Origin of the sequence: Micromonospora sp. C81 (assembly GCF_018070425.1) — a bacterium.
In the GTDB taxonomy this organism is placed as follows: Bacteria; Actinomycetota; Actinomycetes; order Mycobacteriales; family Micromonosporaceae; genus Micromonospora; species Micromonospora zamorensis.
On sequence record NZ_JAGPXS010000012.1, the window covers coordinates 42,056 to 61,958 of the forward strand.

The 19,903-nt window shown below is 72.1% G+C and carries 19 protein-coding genes; 9 read left to right on the top strand and 10 right to left on the bottom strand.

Features of this window, described 5'->3' with window-relative positions; all coding sequences use genetic code 11:
• Positions 1-100 precede the first annotated feature (100 nt).
• From KBX46_RS19990 to KBX46_RS20000, 3 genes are read right to left on the bottom strand one after another with little or no spacing between them, the layout of a single operon-like run.
• On the bottom strand, positions 101-1,090 hold the full coding sequence (locus KBX46_RS19990) for an ABC transporter permease (protein WP_210793616.1): 990 nt from the start codon (positions 1,088-1,090) through the stop codon (positions 101-103).
• Positions 1,087-1,977, bottom strand: a complete 891-nt coding sequence (locus KBX46_RS19995) for an ABC transporter ATP-binding protein (protein WP_210793617.1) — start codon at positions 1,975-1,977, stop codon at positions 1,087-1,089. The genes KBX46_RS19990 and KBX46_RS19995 overlap by 4 nt, the downstream gene beginning before the upstream one ends.
• Before the next feature lie 20 nt (positions 1,978-1,997).
• Positions 1,998-2,405 carry a GntR family transcriptional regulator gene (locus KBX46_RS20000; RefSeq protein ID WP_088947160.1) on the bottom strand — a complete coding sequence of 136 codons (408 nt, stop codon included), beginning with the start codon at positions 2,403-2,405 and terminating at the stop codon, positions 1,998-2,000.
• 228 nt (positions 2,406-2,633) lie between these two features.
• Between KBX46_RS20000 and KBX46_RS20005 the strand changes: the two genes are divergently transcribed.
• Positions 2,634-3,902 carry an Nramp family divalent metal transporter gene (locus tag KBX46_RS20005; RefSeq protein WP_210793618.1) on the top strand — a complete coding sequence of 423 codons (1,269 nt, stop codon included), beginning with the start codon at positions 2,634-2,636 and terminating at the stop codon, positions 3,900-3,902.
• 173 nt (positions 3,903-4,075) lie between these two features.
• Here the strand turns inward: KBX46_RS20005 and KBX46_RS20010 are convergent, their stop codons facing one another.
• Positions 4,076-4,348 carry a hypothetical protein gene (locus KBX46_RS20010; RefSeq protein WP_210793619.1) on the bottom strand — a complete coding sequence of 91 codons (273 nt, stop codon included), beginning with the start codon at positions 4,346-4,348 and terminating at the stop codon, positions 4,076-4,078.
• A gap of 280 nt (positions 4,349-4,628) precedes the next feature.
• Between KBX46_RS20010 and KBX46_RS20015 the strand changes: the two genes are divergently transcribed.
• Positions 4,629-5,738 carry a ricin-type beta-trefoil lectin domain protein gene (locus KBX46_RS20015; protein WP_099851868.1) on the top strand — a complete coding sequence of 370 codons (1,110 nt, stop codon included), beginning with the start codon at positions 4,629-4,631 and terminating at the stop codon, positions 5,736-5,738.
• A gap of 120 nt (positions 5,739-5,858) precedes the next feature.
• On the opposite strand, the gene KBX46_RS20020 is transcribed toward KBX46_RS20015, so the two are convergent.
• Positions 5,859-6,824 (bottom strand): hypothetical protein, encoded by a 966-nt coding sequence (locus KBX46_RS20020; RefSeq protein WP_210793620.1) that lies wholly within the window; start codon positions 6,822-6,824, stop codon positions 5,859-5,861.
• 146 nt (positions 6,825-6,970) lie between these two features.
• Between KBX46_RS20020 and KBX46_RS20025 the strand changes: the two genes are divergently transcribed.
• From KBX46_RS20025 to KBX46_RS20040, 4 genes are all read left to right on the top strand, one after another.
• Positions 6,971-8,080 (top strand): hypothetical protein, encoded by a 1,110-nt coding sequence (locus KBX46_RS20025; protein WP_247667850.1) that lies wholly within the window; start codon positions 6,971-6,973, stop codon positions 8,078-8,080.
• A 30-nt stretch (positions 8,081-8,110) separates the two neighbouring features.
• Positions 8,111-9,160: a nitronate monooxygenase family protein gene (locus KBX46_RS20030; protein ID WP_210793621.1), complete on the top strand. Its 1,050-nt coding sequence runs from the start codon at positions 8,111-8,113 to the stop codon at positions 9,158-9,160.
• 68 nt (positions 9,161-9,228) lie between these two features.
• Complete coding sequence (locus KBX46_RS20035) at positions 9,229-10,314, top strand: cellulose binding domain-containing protein (protein ID WP_210793622.1); 1,086 nt, start codon at positions 9,229-9,231, stop codon at positions 10,312-10,314.
• Between the two features lie 14 nt (positions 10,315-10,328).
• A complete protein-coding gene (locus tag KBX46_RS20040) occupies positions 10,329-11,000 on the top strand; it encodes a hypothetical protein (RefSeq protein WP_210793623.1) in 672 nt (223 codons plus the stop codon).
• 42 nt (positions 11,001-11,042) lie between these two features.
• Here KBX46_RS20040 and KBX46_RS20045 read toward each other — a convergent pair whose 3' ends face one another.
• Positions 11,043-13,079, bottom strand: coding sequence for a glycosyl hydrolase family 28-related protein (locus KBX46_RS20045; protein ID WP_210793624.1), 2,037 nt, complete (start codon positions 13,077-13,079; stop codon positions 11,043-11,045).
• A gap of 218 nt (positions 13,080-13,297) precedes the next feature.
• On the opposite strand from KBX46_RS20045, the gene KBX46_RS20050 reads away from it, so the two are divergent.
• From KBX46_RS20050 to KBX46_RS20060, 3 genes are all read left to right on the top strand, one after another.
• Positions 13,298-14,401 carry a PIN domain-containing protein gene (locus tag KBX46_RS20050; RefSeq protein WP_088947169.1) on the top strand — a complete coding sequence of 368 codons (1,104 nt, stop codon included), beginning with the start codon at positions 13,298-13,300 and terminating at the stop codon, positions 14,399-14,401.
• Between the two features lie 279 nt (positions 14,402-14,680).
• Entirely contained in the window at positions 14,681-14,902 is a 222-nt protein-coding gene (locus KBX46_RS20055; protein ID WP_030335934.1) for a hypothetical protein, read from the top strand.
• A gap of 521 nt (positions 14,903-15,423) precedes the next feature.
• Complete coding sequence (locus KBX46_RS20060; protein WP_185755252.1) at positions 15,424-15,585, top strand: hypothetical protein; 162 nt, start codon at positions 15,424-15,426, stop codon at positions 15,583-15,585.
• A 355-nt stretch (positions 15,586-15,940) separates the two neighbouring features.
• Here KBX46_RS20060 and KBX46_RS20065 read toward each other — a convergent pair whose 3' ends face one another.
• From KBX46_RS20065 to KBX46_RS20080, 4 genes are all read right to left on the bottom strand, one after another.
• Positions 15,941-16,489, bottom strand: a complete 549-nt coding sequence (locus KBX46_RS20065) for a DUF1062 domain-containing protein (RefSeq protein WP_088947170.1) — start codon at positions 16,487-16,489, stop codon at positions 15,941-15,943.
• Positions 16,490-16,715: 226 nt separating this feature from the next.
• Positions 16,716-17,777, bottom strand: a complete 1,062-nt coding sequence (locus tag KBX46_RS20070; protein ID WP_088947171.1) for a Gfo/Idh/MocA family oxidoreductase — start codon at positions 17,775-17,777, stop codon at positions 16,716-16,718.
• A 102-nt stretch (positions 17,778-17,879) separates the two neighbouring features.
• On the bottom strand, positions 17,880-18,545 hold the full coding sequence (locus KBX46_RS20075; RefSeq protein WP_088947172.1) for a response regulator transcription factor: 666 nt from the start codon (positions 18,543-18,545) through the stop codon (positions 17,880-17,882).
• Complete coding sequence (locus tag KBX46_RS20080; protein WP_210793625.1) at positions 18,533-19,825, bottom strand: sensor histidine kinase; 1,293 nt, start codon at positions 19,823-19,825, stop codon at positions 18,533-18,535. Before KBX46_RS20080 ends, KBX46_RS20075 begins: the two co-directional genes overlap by 13 nt.
• Positions 19,826-19,903: the final 78 nt, after the last annotated feature.

Consider the following 19,903-nt stretch of genomic DNA (forward strand, 5'->3'; position numbering starts at 1 on the left):
ACCCACCGGGGGCGCGGTCCGTTGGCGACGGGCCGGAATCCGACTGTGCTGACGGGTGCTCGTCGAGGCCCCCGCCCCCCGACGAGCACCCGTCGCCCGGCTACGCGATCCGGCGGATCCGGCGCACCGCGAGATAGAGCAGCAGCAGGGCGAGAGCGACGAAGACGCCCGTCTCGATGCCCTGGAACAGCCAGAACCGGTCCGCCGGTTGGTACAACTGCCAGTTGTACGCGCCCGGCTCAAGTCCCAGTTCCGCACCGCAGACCCGGCCCTCCGGCCCCTTGCCACCCGGTGGGCACTGGATCCGGCCGCCCTCGGCGATCATCGTGCCGTCGGGGTTCCGGACGCCCTGGGCGAGGATCCAGTCTCCCCGGCTCATCTCCGGTGGCCCTTCTCCCTCGATCGGGAAGGTCTGGGTGCGGGCGGGCTGGTAGTGCCGTCGGGCGAGGAGCTCCACCGCCGCCCGTACGCCGATGAACCCGGCGAGGGTGATGCCCATGGCGGGCAGCATCCGCTTCCAGACGGTGCCGGCGAAGACGCCCAGCGCCACGGCGAACAGCGTGTACCCGATCGGGACGATGCCCTGCAGGTCGAAGACGATCATGCCGAACCGGCCCTCGTACGCGGCCTGGGTGAGCGGGTCGACCCACCACGACATGCCCAACCCGTACACCGCCGCGAGGATCACCACGGCCGCGCTCACCAGCCCGAACTTCACCAGAGCCCAGCGGGTGCGGCCGACGCCCTGGGTCCAGACGAACCGGTGCGTGCCGTGCTCCACCTCGCGGGCGACCAGCGGGGCACCCCAGAACAGGCCGACCAGCGCCGGCAGGGTGATCAACAGCACGGCCACCAGGTTGAGGCTGCCGTACTGGTTGCCGAAACGCCGGAAGCCCGCGTCGCAGGCCTCCCGGGTCGCCGTCGCCACATTGGTGTCCGCGAGCTGGCGTGCGCAGTCCGTCAACCCGAGGTCGGCGAAGGTGTGCCGCATCGCCAGGCCGATCGGCACCAGCAGAGCGGCGAGCGCCGCGAGCCCCAGCAGGGTGTAGAACGCCTGCTTGCGGTGTTGCCGCCAGGTCAGCCAGATCATGCTGCCACTCCCCACTCGCTGTGACTGGTCTGCGTGGTGCCGTCGGCCAGGTAGGCCAGCACGACGTCCTCCAGGCTGACCTCGCGGACCGTCCAGGCCGGGTCGGTGACCGGGCCGTCGGTGCGGACCAGCAGCGTGGACTGCCGGTCGGTGTGGCTGGCCCGGACCACGGCGGCGACGCCCCCGATGACGCCGCCGTCGTGCCGAGGGCCGACCAGGTGCCGGTGCCCGGCGACCAGGTCGTCGACCGTGCCGGTGAGCTGCACCTGGGCCGAGTTGAGCACGATCAGGTAGTCGCAGACCCGTTCCAGGTCGGCCAGCAGGTGCGACGAGAGCAGGACGGTGGTGCCGGAGTCCGCCACGCTGCCCATCAACGACTGGAGGAACTCCCGCCGGGCCAGGGGGTCGAGGCTGGCCACCGGCTCGTCGAGCAGCAGCAGCAGGGGCTGCTTGGCCAGCGCGAGGGCGAGCGCCACCTGGGCCCGTTGGCCGCCGGAGAGTTTGCCGACCGGTCGGTCCGGTGGGATGCCGAGCTGCGCCAGCCGCTGGCGGGCCAACGCGGCGTCCCACCGCTTGTTCAGCTTGCCGCCGGCGATGACCAGTTCGGCGGCGGTGAAGTCCCGGTACAGCGGGGTGTCCTGGGCGACGAACCCGATGTCGGCCAGGCCCTCCGTGTCGCCGTACGGGGATCTGCCGAAGACCCGGACCGCGCCCGCATCGGGCCTGAGCAGGCCGACGGCCAGGTGCAGCAGTGTGCTCTTGCCCGCGCCGTTCGGGCCGACCAGCGCGGCGATCCGACCGGCCGGCAGGTGCAGCGAGCAGTCCCGCAACGCCCAGGTGCTGCCGTACCGCTTGCCCAGCCGGTCGGCCTCCAAGACCATGTCCATTCTCTGTCCTCTCGTTCCGCTCATGCGTGCTCCTTCCGCGGGACGTCGTCGGCGAGGGTGGCGCGCAGGGTGGTCTCCACCAGGGCGATGACGTCCTCGGCCGTGAGGCCGGCGGCCTGCGCCCGGTCCAGCCAGGCGACCAGGTCGTCGCGTAGCTCGGCCTGGTTGGGCAGGGAGGCGCCGGCCAGGGTGCGCTGGACGAACGTGCCCACCCCGGGTCGGCCGCCGACCAGACCCTCGATCTCCAATTCCCGGTACGCCTTCAGCACCGTGTTCGGGTTGATCGCCAGGGATTGTGCGACGTCCCGAACCTTCGGCAGCTGGTCGCCCGGCGTCAGCAGGCCGACCCGCAGAGCCTGTTTCACCTGCTGCACGAGCTGCATGTAGGTGTTCACCTTCGACCGGCTGTCCAGTACGAACTCGATCACTCGCGATGATCCTTCCTGTTGTCCTACGACAGTAGGACTAATAGACAGCTTCATCGGCGGCCGGGGCGCTGTCAAGGCCGGCGCGGCGTGTCCGCTCCGGTACGGCGCGTCACAGGCGATGTCCCCGCATGTCGACGGCGGTGGCACCGGCAGGCCAGAGGTTGGCACCGACGGGTCAGCCCGAGGGGAAAGGACCGGCAGCAATCCGTGTGGACGGGGAGGTGTGCGATGGTCACCAACGAGCTGACGACGTCGAGGGCGACTCCACTACAGGTGGCCCGCGCACGTGGGCGGGTACGCGGCCGGTTGATCCTGCTCGGCCCCGCGTTCGTCGCCGCCGTGGCGTACGTCGACCCGGGCAACTTCGCCACCAACTCCGCCGCCGGCGCACGCTACGGCTACCTGCTGGTCTGGGTCGTGGTCGTAGCCAACCTGATGGCGATGCTGGTGCAGACACTCACCGCGAAGCTGGGTCTGGCCACCGGGCGCAGCCTGCCCGAGCTGTGCCGGGAGCGGCTGCCCCGGCCGGTGAACCGGGTGATGTGGGTGCAGGCCGAGTTGGTCGCCATGGCCACCGACCTGGCCGAGGTGATCGGCGGCGCGGTCGCCCTGTACCTGCTCTTCGGCATCCCACTGCTGCCCGGCGGGCTCATCATCGGCACCCTCGCGTTCGCCGTGCTCGCGCTGCGGTCGCGCGGATTCCGCGCCTTCGAGATCGCCATCGCGGTGGGCCTCGGTGTGATCGTCCTGGCGTTCGCGGCGAACCTGCTCGCGGCCAACTCCGATCCGGGATCGGCAGTGGCCGGCCTGGTGCCTCGGCTCCAGGGCACCGACAGCGTGCTGCTGGCCGCCGGCATCCTCGGTGCCACCGTCATGCCGCACGTCATCTACGTGCACTCCGCGCTGACCCGCGACCGCATCCCCGCCACCGACGACACCGAGCGTCGGATCCTGTTCCGTGGCCAACGCGCCGACGTGCTGCTCGCCCTGAGCGCCGCCGGCGCGGTCAACCTCGCCATGCTGCTGATCGCCGCCGCCAGCTTCCGTGGCGGCGGCCCAGGTGGCGCGGACAGCCTGGAGGGCGTGCACGCCGGGCTCGGCCAGACCATCGGCACCGCCGCGGCGTTCGGCTTCGCCATCGCCCTGCTGGTGTCCGGGCTCGCCTCCACCAGCGTCGGCACCTACGCCGGGGAGGTGATCATGCAGGGCTTCCTGCGGCGGCGGGTCCCACTGCTGCTCCGCCGGCTCGTCACCCTGCTGCCCGCTCTGGCCGTGCTCGCCATCGGTCTCGACCCGACCCAGGCGCTGGTGCTGTCCCAGGTGATCCTGAGTTTCGGCATCCCGTTCGCGCTGATCCCGGTGGTCGCCTTCACCCGCCGACGCGACCTGATGGGCAACCTGGTCAACCACCCGCTCACCACCGCCGCCGCGTCCCTGGTGGCCGTCCTGGTGGTCGCGCTCAACGCCTTCCTGCTCTGGCAGGTCGTCGCCGGTTGACCCTGGCTGGCCGGCTTCGCCGGTTGGTCGGGCGTGGCTGGTTGAGCCGAGCCTCCGGGTGGCGACGTCCGCACGAGCGTGATGCCTGTGAGTCATCTTGATGACTCACAGGCATCACACGCGTTGGCGGCCCTGCCCCCCGGCGTGGACGGCCGGGCCGGCGGCGTGCATGGTCAGGTGCGACGGCCCTCGTCGCGGGTGGGGATTTCCTGGCGCTGTTCGAGGGCGTCGGCCGGGTTGGCGTCGGCCGGCAGCGACGTCGTCTCCTCGAGCGTGCCCGCCGGGAGCGCGCCCTGCTCGGCCAGATCCGCCTCGGACGCTTCCGGGTCGATGTCACCCGACACCCGGTCCGGCGGCCCGTAGTCGACGGCGTTCTGCCGCTGCTCTTGGGCATCCGCCTCCGGGGGCGGAAACGTGTCGCCCTGATCATCCCGGTACGTGCTCATCGGAGCCTCCTGACCGGCGGGTGTCGACATGCCGCCGGGCTGCTGCCTACCCGCCGCTGCCGCTGGCACGCCTGGGTGGAGGCGCCTCGTCAGTCAGCCGGGACTGGTCTGCGGGACCGTTCGGCGCAGCCAGCGCGGCGTTCGGCTCGCGCCCGTGCCGTTCCCTGTCCCGGGCACCCCGACGATCGTCAAGCATCAATGGATGTGTCGGGGCGTTGCTGTTCTCGGCGGACCGCACCCCTCCGAGGTCCCGGACCACCTGCGAGGAGAGGGAACACCCATGCGATGGAACGCACGACGAGCCGCTGCCGGCGGCTTCGGACTGGTCCTCGGCGCCGTGCTGGCGCTGGCACAGGTCGCGCCCGCCCAGGCCGAGTCGAACGGCGGCGTACGCGTGATGCCACTCGGTGACTCGATCACCGACGGGTACAACGTGCCCGGCGGGTACCGGATCAACCTGTGGCAGCGCCTGGCCGGTGGCGGTTACACGGTCGACTTCGTCGGCTCGGGGTTCAACGGGCCGGCCAGCCTCGGTGACCACGACCACGAGGGTCACTCGGGCTGGCGCATCGACCAGCTCGACGCCAACATCGTCACCTGGTTGCGGGCCACCGACCCACGCACCGTGCTGCTGCACATCGGCACGAACGACGTGAACCAGAACTACGACGTGGCCAACGCGCCGGCCCGCCTCTCCGGTCTCATCGACAAGATCAGGTCGACGGCCCCGGGTGCGGACATCTTCGTCGCCACCATCACGCCGGAGTCCGACCCGAACCGGGAGGCCCGGGTGCAGGCGTACAACGCGGCGATCCCCGGCATCGTGGCGCAGAAGGGCAGCAAGGTGCACCTGGTCGACATGCACGCCGCGCTCACCACCGCGGACCTCGCGGACGGCGTCCACCCCAACGCCGGCGGGTACGACAAGATGGCCGCCCGCTGGTACGACGCGCTGCGCTCGGTGCCCGACAGCCTGGTCCCGGCGGGCGGGCCGCCGGTGGGCACCCCGGTCGGCCTGGTCAATCCCACCTCCGGACGTTGCCTGGACGTCTCCGGCGCCAGCACCACCGCTGGTGCCCCCACCATCATCTGGGACTGCCACGGCAACACCAACCAGCGCTGGACCCGTACCGCCGCCGGGGAACTGCGGGTCTACGGCGACCGGTGCCTGGACGTGAACGGCGGAGCCAGCGCCGACGGCACCCGGGTGCAGATCTGGACGTGCAACGGCACCGCCGCGCAGCGCTTCACCTTCCGCACGGACGGGACGATCGTGCTCACCTCCGCCGGCAAGTGCGTGAGCGTGACCTCCGCCGGCACGGCCAACGGCACGACCACGCAGCTCCTGACGTGCAACGGCACCGGAGCGCAGCGCTGGTCCACCCGGTAACGGACGCCCGCGTCGGGTCGGTGACGGCGAACTCTCCCCGTCGCGGCCGGTCCCACGCCGTACCCGGTGGGACCGGCCCTGGGCGGCCCGTGACCGGCGCGCGGTCGCGGCCGGCGGCGGTCAGCCGACCGGGGCGGCGGACCTGGCGTCCCGGCGGGCTCCGGCGGCCAGCCCGAGCGCCAGCAGCACGCACAGCGCGCCGACCAGGAAGAGCAACGAGGCAGCCGGCTGGCCCAGCCACTCCCAGAACGGGTGCCACGCCGGGTGCGGCTCGCCGAGGTGGTGGCGCAGCAGCTGCGGGGCAGCCAGCAGCACCGGCAGCCACCACAGCACCACGGCCACCCCGGCCAGGACGTTCACCGTGCCGCGTCGACGTCGTCCCTCGGTGCGCCGGCTGGCCCAGCCGAACACCCACCAACCCGCCACCGCCCCCAGCAACGTCCCGAGCACCCCGGCGGGGACCACCAGGGGCGGTGGCGCGCGGCGCAGCTCGACCGACAGGTAGGGGGCGTCGACGGCGGTCTGCGACGAGACCGAGGCGTTCAGGATGGTGTCGCCACGCCGGGCGAGCAGTGTGGTGTCGGTGATCGCCCGCGGAGTGGCACACGTCTTGTCGGCGCAGGTCGTGCCCTCGGTCACCTGCGGGTCGTACACCTGCCAGCCGGCACCGGTCAGGCGCTGCCGGGCCACCGCGACGATCTGCTCGGTGGGCACCGGCGGCGCGCCGAGGGCTGCGGCGCTGGTGGCGCTCTCCTGGTATTCCCCGCCGTCACCCAACACCAGGGTCTTCACGGTGGTCAGACGCAGCGCGTGCCCGTAGACCACGAAGAGCGCGGGCGGAGTGTCGATCTCGCCGAGGCTGTGGCCGGGAAAGACCGTGGCCAGAACGGCGCCGGCCTCGGCCCGGTCGGGTTGCGGCCGGGAGGTCTCCCAGGCGGCCCGACTGACCAACGCGCCGGTGAAGAGGCCGCAGATGATCGCGGCGAGCGGCACCCAGGCGACGGCCGCGCCCGTGGCCGGACGGCCGAGGCGGTGCAGCGGCAGCCACCCGAACCGGCGGGCCGCGGAGGTGTCGGTCCCGGGCATGGCCACCCTCCAGATCCAGAATGAGGCGGAGCGACACTACATCCACCAGGGGTGCGGGCGCGTACCCCCGATGACCGCCGCCGGTGGCCGGGATCGGCCAGGATGGGCGGGTGGCCGGGTCGCGGCCGCGACGAGGAGGGTGGGCGATGCGGGTACGCGGGCGGTTGAGGTGGGGGCGAGGTGCCCGTGTCGGGGCGGTGCTGGCGGCCCTGCTCACCGGCGTGGTGACACCTGCCGTGCTGCTCACGCCAGGGGTGGCGGGCGCGGCGGCGGCCGGTGCGCCGGTGTGCCAGATACGCGACGACCGGCTCAAGGAGATCTCCGGGATGGTCGCCACCGACGACGGGTACGTGGTGGTCAACGACGGCGCCGACGACGAGGCCCGCCGCCGGATCTTCTTCCTCGACCAGCGCTGCGCGGTGGTCCGCACGGTGTCCTACCCGTCCCAGCCCCGCGACACCGAGGACCTGGCCATCGGCCGGGACGGCACCGTCTGGGTCGCCGACATCGGCGACAACGACCGCTCCCGCACCAGCGTCGCGGTGTGGCGGCTCGCGCCTGGGAAGGACAAGCCGGTGCTGCACCGGATGGCGTACCCGGACCGCCCGCACGACGCCGAGGCGTTGCTGCTCGACTCGGACGGCCAGCCCCTGATCGTCACCAAGGGCGGCAGCGGCACGGTCTTCCTGTACGCGCCGAGCACCGCGCTGCGGCCGGGCGCGACGACACCGCTGGCCCCGGCCGGCCAGGTGGCCCTGCCTATGACCGACACCAGCAACCCGTTCTCGTTCATCGGGCGGGGTGTGGTCACCGGCGCGGCGAACGCGCCGGACGGGCGTCGGGTGGTGCTGCGCAGCTACGCCGACGCCTTCGAGTACGACGTGCCCGACGGCGACGTGGTCAAGGCGTTGACCTCCGGCACCCCGCGGATCACCCCGTTGCCGGACGAACCCCAGGGCGAGTCGATCACCTACAGTCGCGACGGCAGGTCGTTGCTCACCGTCTCCGAATCCGCCGACCAGCCGCCGGGGACCCGCCCGACGATCCTGCGCTACCCGGCCACCGACGGGCCGGTCACCGCCGCAAACCCGACGGGGTCCGCCGCCCCGGTGTTGCCCACCGCCGTCCGTCCGATCGCCGAGGACACCATCGGCCTGGGCGGCCGGACCTGGCTGCTGATGGCTGGAGGCGGGACCCTGCTGGGCCTGCTGGCACTGGCCGGTGTGCTGCGGTGGAGGTACACCGCGCGTCCGTGAGTGGGCGGGTCGTTGCGGCAGGATGGGTGCATGTCCGTGCTGTCCACGTTGCGTCACCCGATCGTCGCCGCCCCGATGGCCGGCGGCCCGTCCACGCCGCCGCTCGCGGCAGCCGTCTCCGCGGCCGGTGGGCTGGGCTTCCTGGCCGCCGGGATGATCGACACCGGCCGTCTGGTCGCCGACGTCGCCGAGGTCCGTGCGCGCACCGACCGGCCGTTCGGCGTCAACCTCTTCCTGCCCGACCCCGGCGGCGTCGACGAGGCCGCCATCCAGGCGTACGCGCAACGGCTCGCCCCGCTGGCCGCAGAGCGCGGGGTGAGCCTGGGCGCACCGGTGGGCGGCGACGACGCGTACCCGGAAAAGCTGGCCGCGCTGCTCGCGGACCCGGTCCCGGTCGTGTCCTTCGTGTTCGGGCTGCCCGATCGGGCGGTGGTGGCCGCCCTGCGCGAGCGGGGCACCGAGGTGTGGGCCACGGTCACCCGCCCGGGCGCCGCGACGGCCGCCGCAGGCCTGGGGGTGGACGCGGTGGTGGTGCAGGGCACCGAGGCCGGTGGGCATCGTGGCGGCCTGCCGGACGACGACGACTACGCGCTGCTGCCGTTGCTCCGCCTGGTCGCCGCTGGTTGCGATCTGCCGCTGGTGGCGGCGGGCGGCATCGTCGACGGCCCCGCGGTGGCCGCCGTGCTGTCTGCCGGTGCCGCCGCCGCGCAGCTCGGCACGGCGTTCCTGCGTTGCCCGGAGGCGGGCAGCTCGCCGATGCACCGGGCGGCGGTGGCCGGTGCCGCGCCGACCGCGTTGACCCGGTCGTTCACCGGCAAGCGGGCCCGTGGCGTGACCAACGACTTCCTGCGTCAGCACGACGCGGCAGCGCCGATTGGCTACCCCCAGGTGTTGCACCTGACGCGTCCGCTGCTCGCCGCTGCCCGCCGCGACGGGGACGCGTCGATCGCCAACCTGTGGGCCGGGCAGGCGCACCCGCTGGCCCGGGACCTGCCGGCGGCCGACGTGGTCACCGAGGTGAGCGCCGGGGCGCGGGCTGCGCTCGCCGCAGTGCTGGAGCGGTCGACCCGCTGGGGATGACCAGGACGCCGGCAACCAGCTGTGGCGGGCCGGGGCGGGACGGACCGGAGACCCGTTAGAGTCTCGCCGTGATCGAGATCGGTGCGCAGGTCGAGCTGTCCCACCCACCCGACCGGGTCTGGCTCGCACTGACCGATCGGCAGCTGCTCGGCCGGTGGTTCGCCGACGCCGACACGGTGGAGGGCGTACCGGACCGGCTCCTGCTGCGCACGGCCGGGTTGCCCGGCTTCGAGGCCAACGTCGAGGTCGAGGTGACCGAGCGGCGGGAGCCGGAACTCCTCGTCCTGGCCTGCGACGAGGCCGGCCGGCTCAGCGAGCTGACCTGTGCGGTCACCGCCACCCGGCAGGGCTGTCGGCTGGAGATTCGGGAGGTCACCACGCACGGCGCGTGGTCCGCCGAACAGCACGATCCACGCGCGCAGCAACTCCGGCAGGCGCTGACCGTACGGTTGCCGGCGATCCTCGACTGGCTCGCCTTCCAGCAGGTCGATCTGCGCCGCGGCGACGGCGGGATGACGGCGGAACTGCCGTTGGTCGGCGTGTTCGGTGGGCCCTCCCGTGCCCGTCGCCGTCGCCGGCAGGTGGCCGCCGCGCTGGTCGGGGTGGTGGCCGTCGGAGGGGTGGCGGCGTGGGTGGCGCTTCCGGCCGAATCGGAGCAGCGCGCCGCGCCGCCCGCGGCCCCGTCGCCGTCGCCGTCCGCGACACCCGTCGAGGTCGCCGCCACGCCGCGGCCGACGACCTCGGTACGCCCCTCGCGAACGGCCGCGTCGCCGACCGCCCGTCCGAGCCGGAGCCCGTCGGCGAAGCCGTCGCCGACCCTCACGTCGGCGCCGCCGCCCCCACCGCCGCTGACGGCCAGCTACGACACCGACTCCAGCCGCCTGTTCGGCTACACCGGCGAAGTGGTGCTCGGCAACCGCGCCGGCACCGCCGTGGACGGCTGGGTGGTGGTGGTCAGCCTCGCCGACGGCAGCACCGTGGACGACGTCGACGGCGCGGACTGGCGACAGAACGGGCGGTCGGTCACCTTCACCGGGGCCGCTGTGCCCGCCGGTGGGTCGCAGACGTTCCGCTTCGACGTACGCGACAACCGGCCGAAGGCCCGGGAACCGGAGACCTGCACGGTGGACGGCAACCCCTGCGCCGGCCTCTGACCTAGGCTGCGGTCATGGCACTGCTGCACCGGGCCACGCTGCGCCCCACGAAGCTCGACCTGCTGGCGGCCTGGCTGCCCAGCCAACCCTGGTTCCTCGGGCCGACCGACGTCGCTGGTGAACTGGCCGGCGTCACCGGCGGTCTGACCGGCGCCGATGTGGTGAGTCGGGGCGCGTACCGCTTCGACGACCCGGCCGACGAGGTCGGCATCGAGACGATGCTGGTCGGCACCGCCGACGGGCCGGTCCACCAGGTCCCGCTCACCTACCGCTCCGCGCCCCTCGACGGTGCCGACGACTGGCTGGTCGGCACCACCGAGCACTCGGTGCTCGGCACGCGCTGGGTGTACGACGGCTGCGCGGACCCGGTCTACGCCGCCGCGCTCGCCCACGCGATCCTCGCCGGTGGTGGCCAGGCGGAGCAGTACTTCGAGGTGGACGGTCGGCGTGAGATGCGTGAGCCGACCGTGACGATCGCCGTCAGCGGCGCCGGGGACGCCGACGCGGCGCCGGTGGGCGCCGTGCGTCAGGTGGTCGACGAGGACAACACCACCATCGTCACCGACTCCGCCGACCTGGTCGTCGTCCGTCGGCCGGGCGCGGGCGACGCCACCGGGCCCACCCTGCTCGGCAGTTGGAACGGGCAGCCGACGAGCGTGCCGCTGGCGTACGCCAGAACGCGGTGAGCGTGCGGTGGGCGGCCCGACGAGTCGGACCGCCCACCGCGTTCACCACTGCGCCGGAGGCGGGGGCGGCGACACGGGTGGCCGGTCGTCGCAGGTGATGGTGTTGGGCAGCAGCCACGGGGCGAGCCAACCGCCGTCGTTGCCGCCGAGGTCGGTCAGTGTGAACTCCGAACCGGCCGGGGTGAAGTGGAACGAACCGCAGTTGTTGACGCCGACAGCGCCCACGTTGCGGGCGTCCACGTTGGCGAACGAGGCGGACCCCGCCGTACGGGCGCTGAGGACGGAGGTGCCGGTGCCGTCGACCCGGACGTCCCGGAACCGCACGTTGCTGATCGAGTAGAGGTCCTTCACCGGCCAGTCGCTGACCAGCATGATCGCGTTGTATGTGCTGTCGAGGTATGCGTCACCGGTCACCTGGACGTCAGCGTCGATGCTCCGGTCCAGGGCGAAGATCCAGATCGCGCCCAGCCCGATGTTCCAGTTCAGCTCGTACGTGCCGGCGCGGGCGGTGGTGTTGTTGGTGAACCGCAGGTGCCCGGTGAACGGCTCCGCGCCGAAGCGGGAACCCGCGTGGAGGGCGCTGCCCTCGCGGACCGGGTCGGCGACGAGGTTGTGCGAGACGGTGGTGTCCGTGCCGCCGTAGATGGCGATGCCGTTGGCCAGCGTCGGTGACTGCACGGTGTTGTGGTCGAACGTGTTGCGCGCGTTCGCCGTCTTCTCCGACCACATCGCCAGGCCGTCGTCGCCGGTGTTGCGGACGAAGTTGTGGGCCACGACGGAGTCGGTCACACCAGTGTGGAAGTTGAGCGCGTCGGCGATCTGGTCGACGATGATGTTGTTGGTGACCCGGACGTTGCGCATCGGCCCGTCGAACCACACGCCCACCTTGGTGTGGTGCAGGTAGAGCCCATCGATGGTCGAGTCGCTCATCGCGCCACCGATCGCGTTGACCTGGTCGGTGTCGATGCGTTCCCGGACGTCTCCCTCGATCGCGAAGCCGGAGAGGTGGACGTTGCGGCTGCCGCCGTCTGCGGCGTCGCGGCCGTAGAACCCGACGCCGGTGTGCACCGAGCCGTCCGGTGCGGGGGTCGGCAGGGCGACCTCACGGCCCTTGATGATGGTGTGCCAGTTGCCGGCGCCCTCGATGGTCACGTCGTCGACGGTGATGTGCCGGTTGACCTGGTAGGTGCCCGGCGGGATGTAGACCTTGAGGTGGGTGCGCCTGGCGAAGGCGATGGCCCGGTCCAGCGCGTCGGCGGAGTCCCGCCGGCCGGTGGGATCGGCCCCGAAGGCCAGCACGTTCGCCGCGAGCAGCCGGACGTGCGGCGGCGCGACCAACTCGGAGTCGAGCAGGTCGATGACGGTCCAGGCGGCGGCGCTGCCGGGCGGCGCGGTGAGCCGGATCTTGTCGCCGGCCCGGTAGGTGCGGCCGAGCAGGAGCCGCTGCTCGTCGTAGAACTGGCCGGGCCGGAACGGCGTGCTGATGCTCGGGGTCGGCGTGGTGGCCGACGGCACGCACTGGCACTCGGTGATCCACCAGTCCGGGTGCAGCAGCCCGGCCTGTGGGTCGTTGGTGAACGGGTACTGGTTGTAGAGCCACGAGTACTGCGACGTGAGCGTCATGGTGCGCACGTGCTTGCCGTTGACCGCGACCCGCAACGGCGCGGTGATCCCGCCGCCCTGCGGCGCGTCCGGGATGCTGTACCGCACGGTGATCCCGTTGGCCGCGCTGGGCAGGACGAACTCCACGTACTCGCCGGGGGTGAGCCGGACCGCCCGGCGGCCGGAGGCCTCCGCGGGCAGGGTGTAGGCGGACCGGTCGGGGCCGATGACCTCGCCGGTGGTGCGGGCGTTCTCCGCCTCCTGCTCGACGAAGTCGACGTCCGCGCCGCGCCCGGCGACCAACGCCGGGTCGAGAGCGGCCCGGGTGACGACCGGCTGGGCGCCGGCGGACGCGGGTGGACTGGCGGTGGCCACTGTGGGCCCGGCGACCAGTACGGCGAGGCCGGCCGCGAGCGCGACAGCGGTGCCGCCGGGCCGGCCGGGGCGTCCCCGCGCCGGCATGAGGCTGCGAAACATCGGTGACCCTCCTGGGTGGGTGGTGGTGGAGGTCCGCCCGGCGTTCCCCGACGCCCGACATTGATCGTCATGATGCAGCACCACACATCGCACTGCAAGACGTCTATCGAACAATGAAAATAACGGGCTATCAAGCCGCAAGAAATGGACGGTCGTCGAGTTGAGGTCTCGCGCGTCGCCTGCCCCGCCCAGCTCACGCCGGGCGTAGGCTGGCCCCCGTGGATCAAGAAGACCGGATCGCCCTTTTCCTCGACTACGAAAACCTCGCGTTGGGCGCACGCGACAACCGTGGCGGCGCGGACTTCGACTTCCGGCCCATCGCCGACGCGCTGGCCGAACGAGGCCGTGTCGTGGTCCGCCGTGCGTACGCCGACTGGTCGTACTTCGACGAGGACCGCCGGATGCTCACCCGGTCCCACGTCGAGCTGATCGAGATTCCGCAACGGATGGGCGCGTCCCGTAAGAACGCTGCGGACATCAAGATGGCCGTCGACGCGATCGAGCTGGCCTTCGAGCGCGACTACATCTCGACGTTCGTGATCTGCAGTGGCGACAGCGACTTCACCCCGCTGGTGCACAAGCTCCGCGAGCTGAACAAGCGGGTCATCGGTGTCGGGGTCGAGGGCTCCACGTCGGCACTGCTCCCACCGGCCTGCGACGAGTTCCTCTACTACGACCGGCTGGAGGGTGTGGACATCCCGCCGACCCGCAGCCGACGGGGCCGTTCCAGCCGGCCGGCCGGCACGGACCAGCGCCCGCCCGAGCCGGAGCAGGAGCTCGAACGGGAGCGCGAGCCCGAGGTGGACCGCCGACCCGCCGGCGAAGAGCCGGGACGGGACGTCGACGCACTCGCCGTGCTGGTCGCCCAGACCGTGGCCGGGTTGCAGGGCAGTGCCAACGGCGACGTCACCGCCTCCCGGCTCAAGCGCACCCTGCTGCGCAAGGACCCGACGTTCAGTGAGTCCGACTACGGCTTTCGCACCTTTGGGGAACTGCTGCGGCACCTCGCCGAGCAGACCGTGATCGAGCTGGCCGAGGGCCCCGCGAAGGGTGACCCCGAGGTCTCGCTGCCCGAACACGGCGACCGGGAGGTGGCCTTCGGGTTGCTCCGCGGTGTGGTGGCCGAGTTGGGCAGCAGCGGCAACCCGGTGGCGCTGTCCGGGTTGAAGAACCAGCTTCGGCGGGCCCGCCCCGACTTCAGCGAGAAGAAGCTCGGCTATCGCAGCTTCCTCCAGTTTTGCAAGGCCGCCGCGACCGGGGGAGTGGTCGATCTGCGTTGGAGCCCGGAAGCCGACGACTACCTGCTCACCACCCAGGGATGAGCACCACCGCCGATCACTCCCTGTGATGTTCGCATCACAGGCGAGGGCTGCTCGCCGCACTCGGCCCCTCGGGGCAGGGCGGGTCGACAAGCGCCCTGACCGGTGTACTCAGCGATATCTCATATCCACCTGATCCGCCACTCAGGGCGGGAAGGATCCGCCCTCGCGGTTCCTCCCTGTCACCAGATCGGTCGAAGTACGCCTGAATTATGGCTATCGCCCTGGTATCCACCCGCCTGCGCCGTACCCTCGACGCAAAAATTGCTATACGGTCGGCGAATGAAGGTCGAGGAGCATTGGTGGAACGGAGACACGACCCCGCGCGGGCGCCGGGACGTGTATATCCGTACTGACGGGCAGGGTTGGGAGGTCCGCGCCCAGATCGGTGGGGCGTCGGGTCGTGAGCGGGTGCAGCAGTGCCCAAGCCGGGCCTCGGCGGCCATCCTCGCCGACGCCTGGCGCGGCACCCACCCTTCCTGGCGCGAGCTAAAGCAGCGCTGATCCGGCTCCGGGCCGGGCCGGCAACGCTCCTGGGCTCCAGCCCGGCGCGCTCGCCGGCCGGCCCGGTGCTCGGTACCCAATGGTCCGGCGTTCGGCATCCAGTGGTCCGGCGTTCGGCCTGCAGTGGTCCGGCGTTCGGCATCCGGTGGTCCGGTGCTCGGGCTCCGGTGGTCCGGTGCTCGGCACCCAGCCAACCCGCCTGCGGTCGGCCGCCGACGACGTCTTCACCGCTTCTGCGACATGACCTGCGCGACGTTTCCCGCAGGTGCCGGCACACAGTTACGTTGCGACCGTCCCGATCGAGGCAGCCGCCTGTTTCCTGAGGGCCGCGGTCGCCGAGGACGGTGGGTCTTCTCGGTCGGTTTGATGCGCAGTGGCGTCTGTGTACCGGTGTCCCCGCCGTCAGGCCGGGTACTCGGAGGTCCCCGATCGCGGGTGCTCGGAGGCGCCCGGTCATGGGTGCTCGGAGGCACCCGGTCGAGGGTGTCGGAGGTTCCCGGTCGCGCCCGATGGAGGTCGCCATGTCGCACGGTCCCGACGAGGAGAACCCCAGGCTCGACAAGGAGGTCCGGGAGGCCGAGCGTCGGCTCGGCGACGACGCCAAGCCGTCGGACGACGCACTGACCGACGACGACGCCCGGGTGCCGGACGACGCCCCCTCCGAGCAGGACCCGGGCACCTGAGCCGGACGAACCGTCCGTGAACCCGACACGTGCGCTCCCGACCGATCCGGCGCCGGCCGCCCGCCCGTCGGCGATGCCGCCAGCCCCGCCCGTCAGACCCTCCGCCCGCCTGCCCGTCAGGCCGCCCGCCCGTCAGGCCACCGACTCTCAGGCCATGATCGACTCGGCTTTCTTGAAATCGGGGTATCGCAGGCGGTCTGACACCGCGACTTCATGAAAACCGAGTCGATCAACCGCACGCCGGCAACCCGAGACGGGCAAATCGGGTGACGTGCTGTCGGCGGTGCGGGTGGAACGCCCACGGGCCTGCCCTGCGGAAGATGCCGGACAGGCCCGTGGTCGTAGGGAAAAGCGGTCAGTGCTTGAGGGTGAACGTGAAGTCGCCGGAGAGCTTGCCGTTCAACCGGACCGCCGAAACGAGCTTCCCCTGGACGATCAGTCTCTCGACCTCGCCTCGGGTAAGACCGCAACCTTCAGCGATCAGTCGTACTGGTCGGACCGGGATCCGCGCCGCGAAGCGGACCGAGACGTCGATCGTCTCGCCGTCCGGGTGATCCGATCCGCCGGTGTCGAGGCGCCAGGCGCCAGTCCAGTCGAGGGCGATGCGGTTGGCGCGCTGCACGTCCGGATCCTGGAGCAGATCGGCTGTCAGTCCAGGGTCGTTGCCGTGCAACCGGTCCAGCAACTCCGGTGGGATGGTGCGAACTGTCATTCGCTCCAGGACGGTGAGCTTTGCCGTCTCCCCGCAGGCGGTGCAGAGCGCGAGGAGCCAGACGTCGATGAGTTTGTGGTTGGCGTTGACTCGAAATTTGCCGCTTGGCCGGAGGCGTTCGGACGCGCACGAGCGGCAACGGCGGTTGATGAGTGGCAGGCAGGTGGGCACGACGGCCCAGTTTCTGAGCACAGAGGTACACCGGTTTCAGTGAGAGGTCCGCAGCAAAAAGCGGCGCGGCGCACACGGCGCGACGCGCGACAGATCAGCGCTTGGGATGTCTCACAGGGTGTACAACGGCACGTCCTTGCCTAGACGACCTGGTTGCGCGCACGGTAACGGCGCCCAGCGGCGCCGATCCACTGGTTTTCGAGCGCTTCAGGACCGTCCGACCGGACAGGTGCCGGTTACGACAAGGTCAGACGGTGGGGACCGGCAGCACCGCGCCTTCGACCGCGGACCGGTGGGCCAGCTCGATCAGCTCGACCGTGGCGACCGAGTCCCGTGGGTCCACCGGCATCGGCGCGCCGTCGCGCAGCGCCGTCGCCACCTGCGCGTAGAAGCTCTGGTACGCACCGGGTTCCGTCGGCACGGGTCGGAGGTCGCCGTCGACACCGAGCTTGCCGTACCGCTCCGGCGGGACCTCGCCCCAGCCCGGCTGGTCCGGCCGGCCGCCGTCGTGCAGCGCCGCTTCCTGCACGTCCAGCCCGTACGTCGTGTAGCCGGCCCGGTCGCCCAGCACGCGCAGGCGGGGGCCGAGTTGAGCGGTGACCGCGCCCATCCACAGGTGCGAGTGGACCCCGTTGGCGTGGGTCAGCGCCACGAAGGCATCGTCGTCGACAGCTGCGCCCGCGCGGCGACGGTCCACCTCCGCGTAGACGCGGTCGACCCGGCCGAAGAGCTGCACCGCCTGATCGACGAGGTGGGCGCCGAGGTCGAAGAGTGCGCCGCCGGCCTCCTCGGGACTGGCAAGCTCCCGCCAGCCCGGCTTGATCGTCGGACGGAACCGCTCGAACCGGGACTCGAAGCGCAGCACCCGCCCCAACTCGCCCTGCTCGACGAGGCGGCGGGCGGTCAGGAAGTCGCCGTCCCAACGCCGGTTCTGGAACACCGTCAGCGGCACCCCACGCTCGGTCGCCTCGTCGACCAACGTGCGACCCTCGGCAGCAGTCGCGGCCAACGGCTTGTCGACGACGACCGGCAGGCCGGCTGCGAGCGCCGCCCGTGCCATCGGCACGTGCAGCCGGTTCGGCGTGGCCACCACGACCAGGTCCAGAGCGTCCGGCGTACGCCAGAACTCGTCGGCGTCGTCGACCAGGCGGGCGTCCGGGAAGTGCTGCCGGGCCTGCTCGCGCCGCTGCGGGTCGCGGGTCACGATGGCGTCGAGCCGCAGCCCGGGCGTCGCGGCGATCAGCGGTGCGTGGAACACCCGGCCCGCCAGCCCGTACCCCAGCAGGCCAACCCGCAGCGCCTCCGCCATGCCGTGCCCCCATCTCCCTGGTCCGCGCCCGACGTGGCGGCGGTACCGCTGAGGAAAACCTATCGCCCCGAGCGACCCGACCCGATCTCGGCCCGACGCTGGTCAGCTCGCCGGGTCGGCCCGCAGGTAGGTGAGCACCGCCAGCACCCGACGGTTGGTGTCGTCGCTCGGTGGCAGGTCGAGCTTCAACAGGATGTTGCCGACGTGCTTGCCGACCGCCGCCTCGGTGACGTGCAGCCGGAGGGCGATCGAGGCGTTCGACCGGCCCTCGGCCAGCAGCGCCAGCACCTCGCGCTCCCGGGCGGACAGCGCGGCGAGCGGATCGCGGGGGCGGTGCAGCAGTTGCCGGACCACATCGGGGTCGATGGCGGTGCCACCGGCCGTGACCCGGCGCAGCGTGTCGACGAACTCGGTGACCTCGGCCACCCGGTCCTTGAGCAGGTACCCCACCCGTTGGCCGTCTCCGCTGTCCAGCAGCGCCGCCGCGTACCCGGTCTGCACGTACTGGCTGAGCACCACGACGGGGAGGTGGGGTCGTTCGGCGCGCAACGCGACGGCTGCGCGCAGCCCGTCGTCGCGGCGGCCGGGCGGCATCCGGATGTCGGTCAGCACCAGGTCCGGTTCGTGCTCGCGGGCGGCGTCGAGCAGGTCCGGCGCGGAGCCGACCGCGGCGCAGACCGTGAAGTCGAAGCGGGTCAGCAGCGCGACCAGGCCCTCCCGCAGCAGCACCTCGTCCTCGGCGAGCACCACCCGGGTCAGCGACGGCACGGCAGCTCCACCCGGACCAGGGTAGGCCCGCCGGGCGGGCTGGACAGCAACAGCCGTCCGTCCACTGCGGCGACCCGGTCGGCGAGACCGGTGAGGCCCGTACCCCGGGTCGGGTCGGCACCGCCCCGGCCGTTGTCGGACACCTCGACCACGAGGTCGCCACCGGCCCGGGTGAGACGGACGTCCGCGCTGGTCGCGCCGGCATGCCGGACCACGTTGCCGAGAGCCTCGGACACCACGAAGTACGCGGTGGTCTGGACGATCTCCGGTAGCTCGTCGTCGAGGTCGGCGCGGACGGTGACCGCGACGGTGGCCGCGTCGGCCAACTCGCGTACGGCGCCGGCCAGGCCGAGGTCGGTGAGGCTCTGCGGCCGGATGCCGTGCACCAACTGGCGCAGCATCACCATCAGGCCCCGGGCCTGCTCGTGCGCGACGGCGAGCGGCCGGGCGGCGGGGGAGTCCTCGGGTACGTCCAGTCGGGCCAGGCCGAGTTGAAGGGTGAGGCTGGTCAGTCGCGGCTGCGCGCCGTCGTGCAGGTCCCGTTCGATCCGGCGGCGTTCGGCCTCGTACGCGCCGACCAGCCGGGTGCGGGACCGGGCGACCTCGCGCAGCGCCGCGGCGTCGACCGGCGAGGCCAGCGCCCACCGGGCCACGGCGGCCTGGGCGGCGGCGAGCAGACCGACGGCGTACCAGAGCACCGGGATCAGCAGCACGCCCACTATCGCGTACGGGATGGCTTCGCCTGTGGTGTCGATCGGCTGCCAGATCACGACGGGCTGGTTGGAGTCGCCGGCCAGCCAGGGGCTGGTGATCATCCCGAGGTCGAGCAGCACCACCACCAGGAACACCCAGTACGCGACCGGGGCGACCCCGCCGAGCCAGAACAGGTAAGCCACCTCCCGCCACCCGGCGGCGCTGCGGTAACGGGCGGCCAGGCCGGGCCACGGTGACGTGGGCAGTGGGCGGCCGTCGACAAGCCCCAGCCGCCACCGCTCGATGACGGCCACCGGGAAGCTCATGAGGGGCGCCAGCGCCAGCAGGGTGAGACTGCCGACCGCCAGGAACAGCATGAGCGGGATGCCCGGCGGCCGGCCGTGCAGCAGCAGCGCGTTGAGGGCGGCGAAGAGGGGCGCGCCGATGACGAGCAGCCCGACGGCGAGCACGCCCGCGATCGGCAGTGTGCTGACCAGGTAGGCCAGTGCCCGCCATGGCCAGGCGGAGACCAGCCAGTCGCGGCGACGCAGCGCCCTGGCCAGGTGAGAAGGGCTTTCCGGGGTCATGCCAGAGACGCTAATCGGGGACGACCACGCGCCCCAGCCGTCCAGATCCACTTTCCGGGGTATGCCCAGCACTACCCA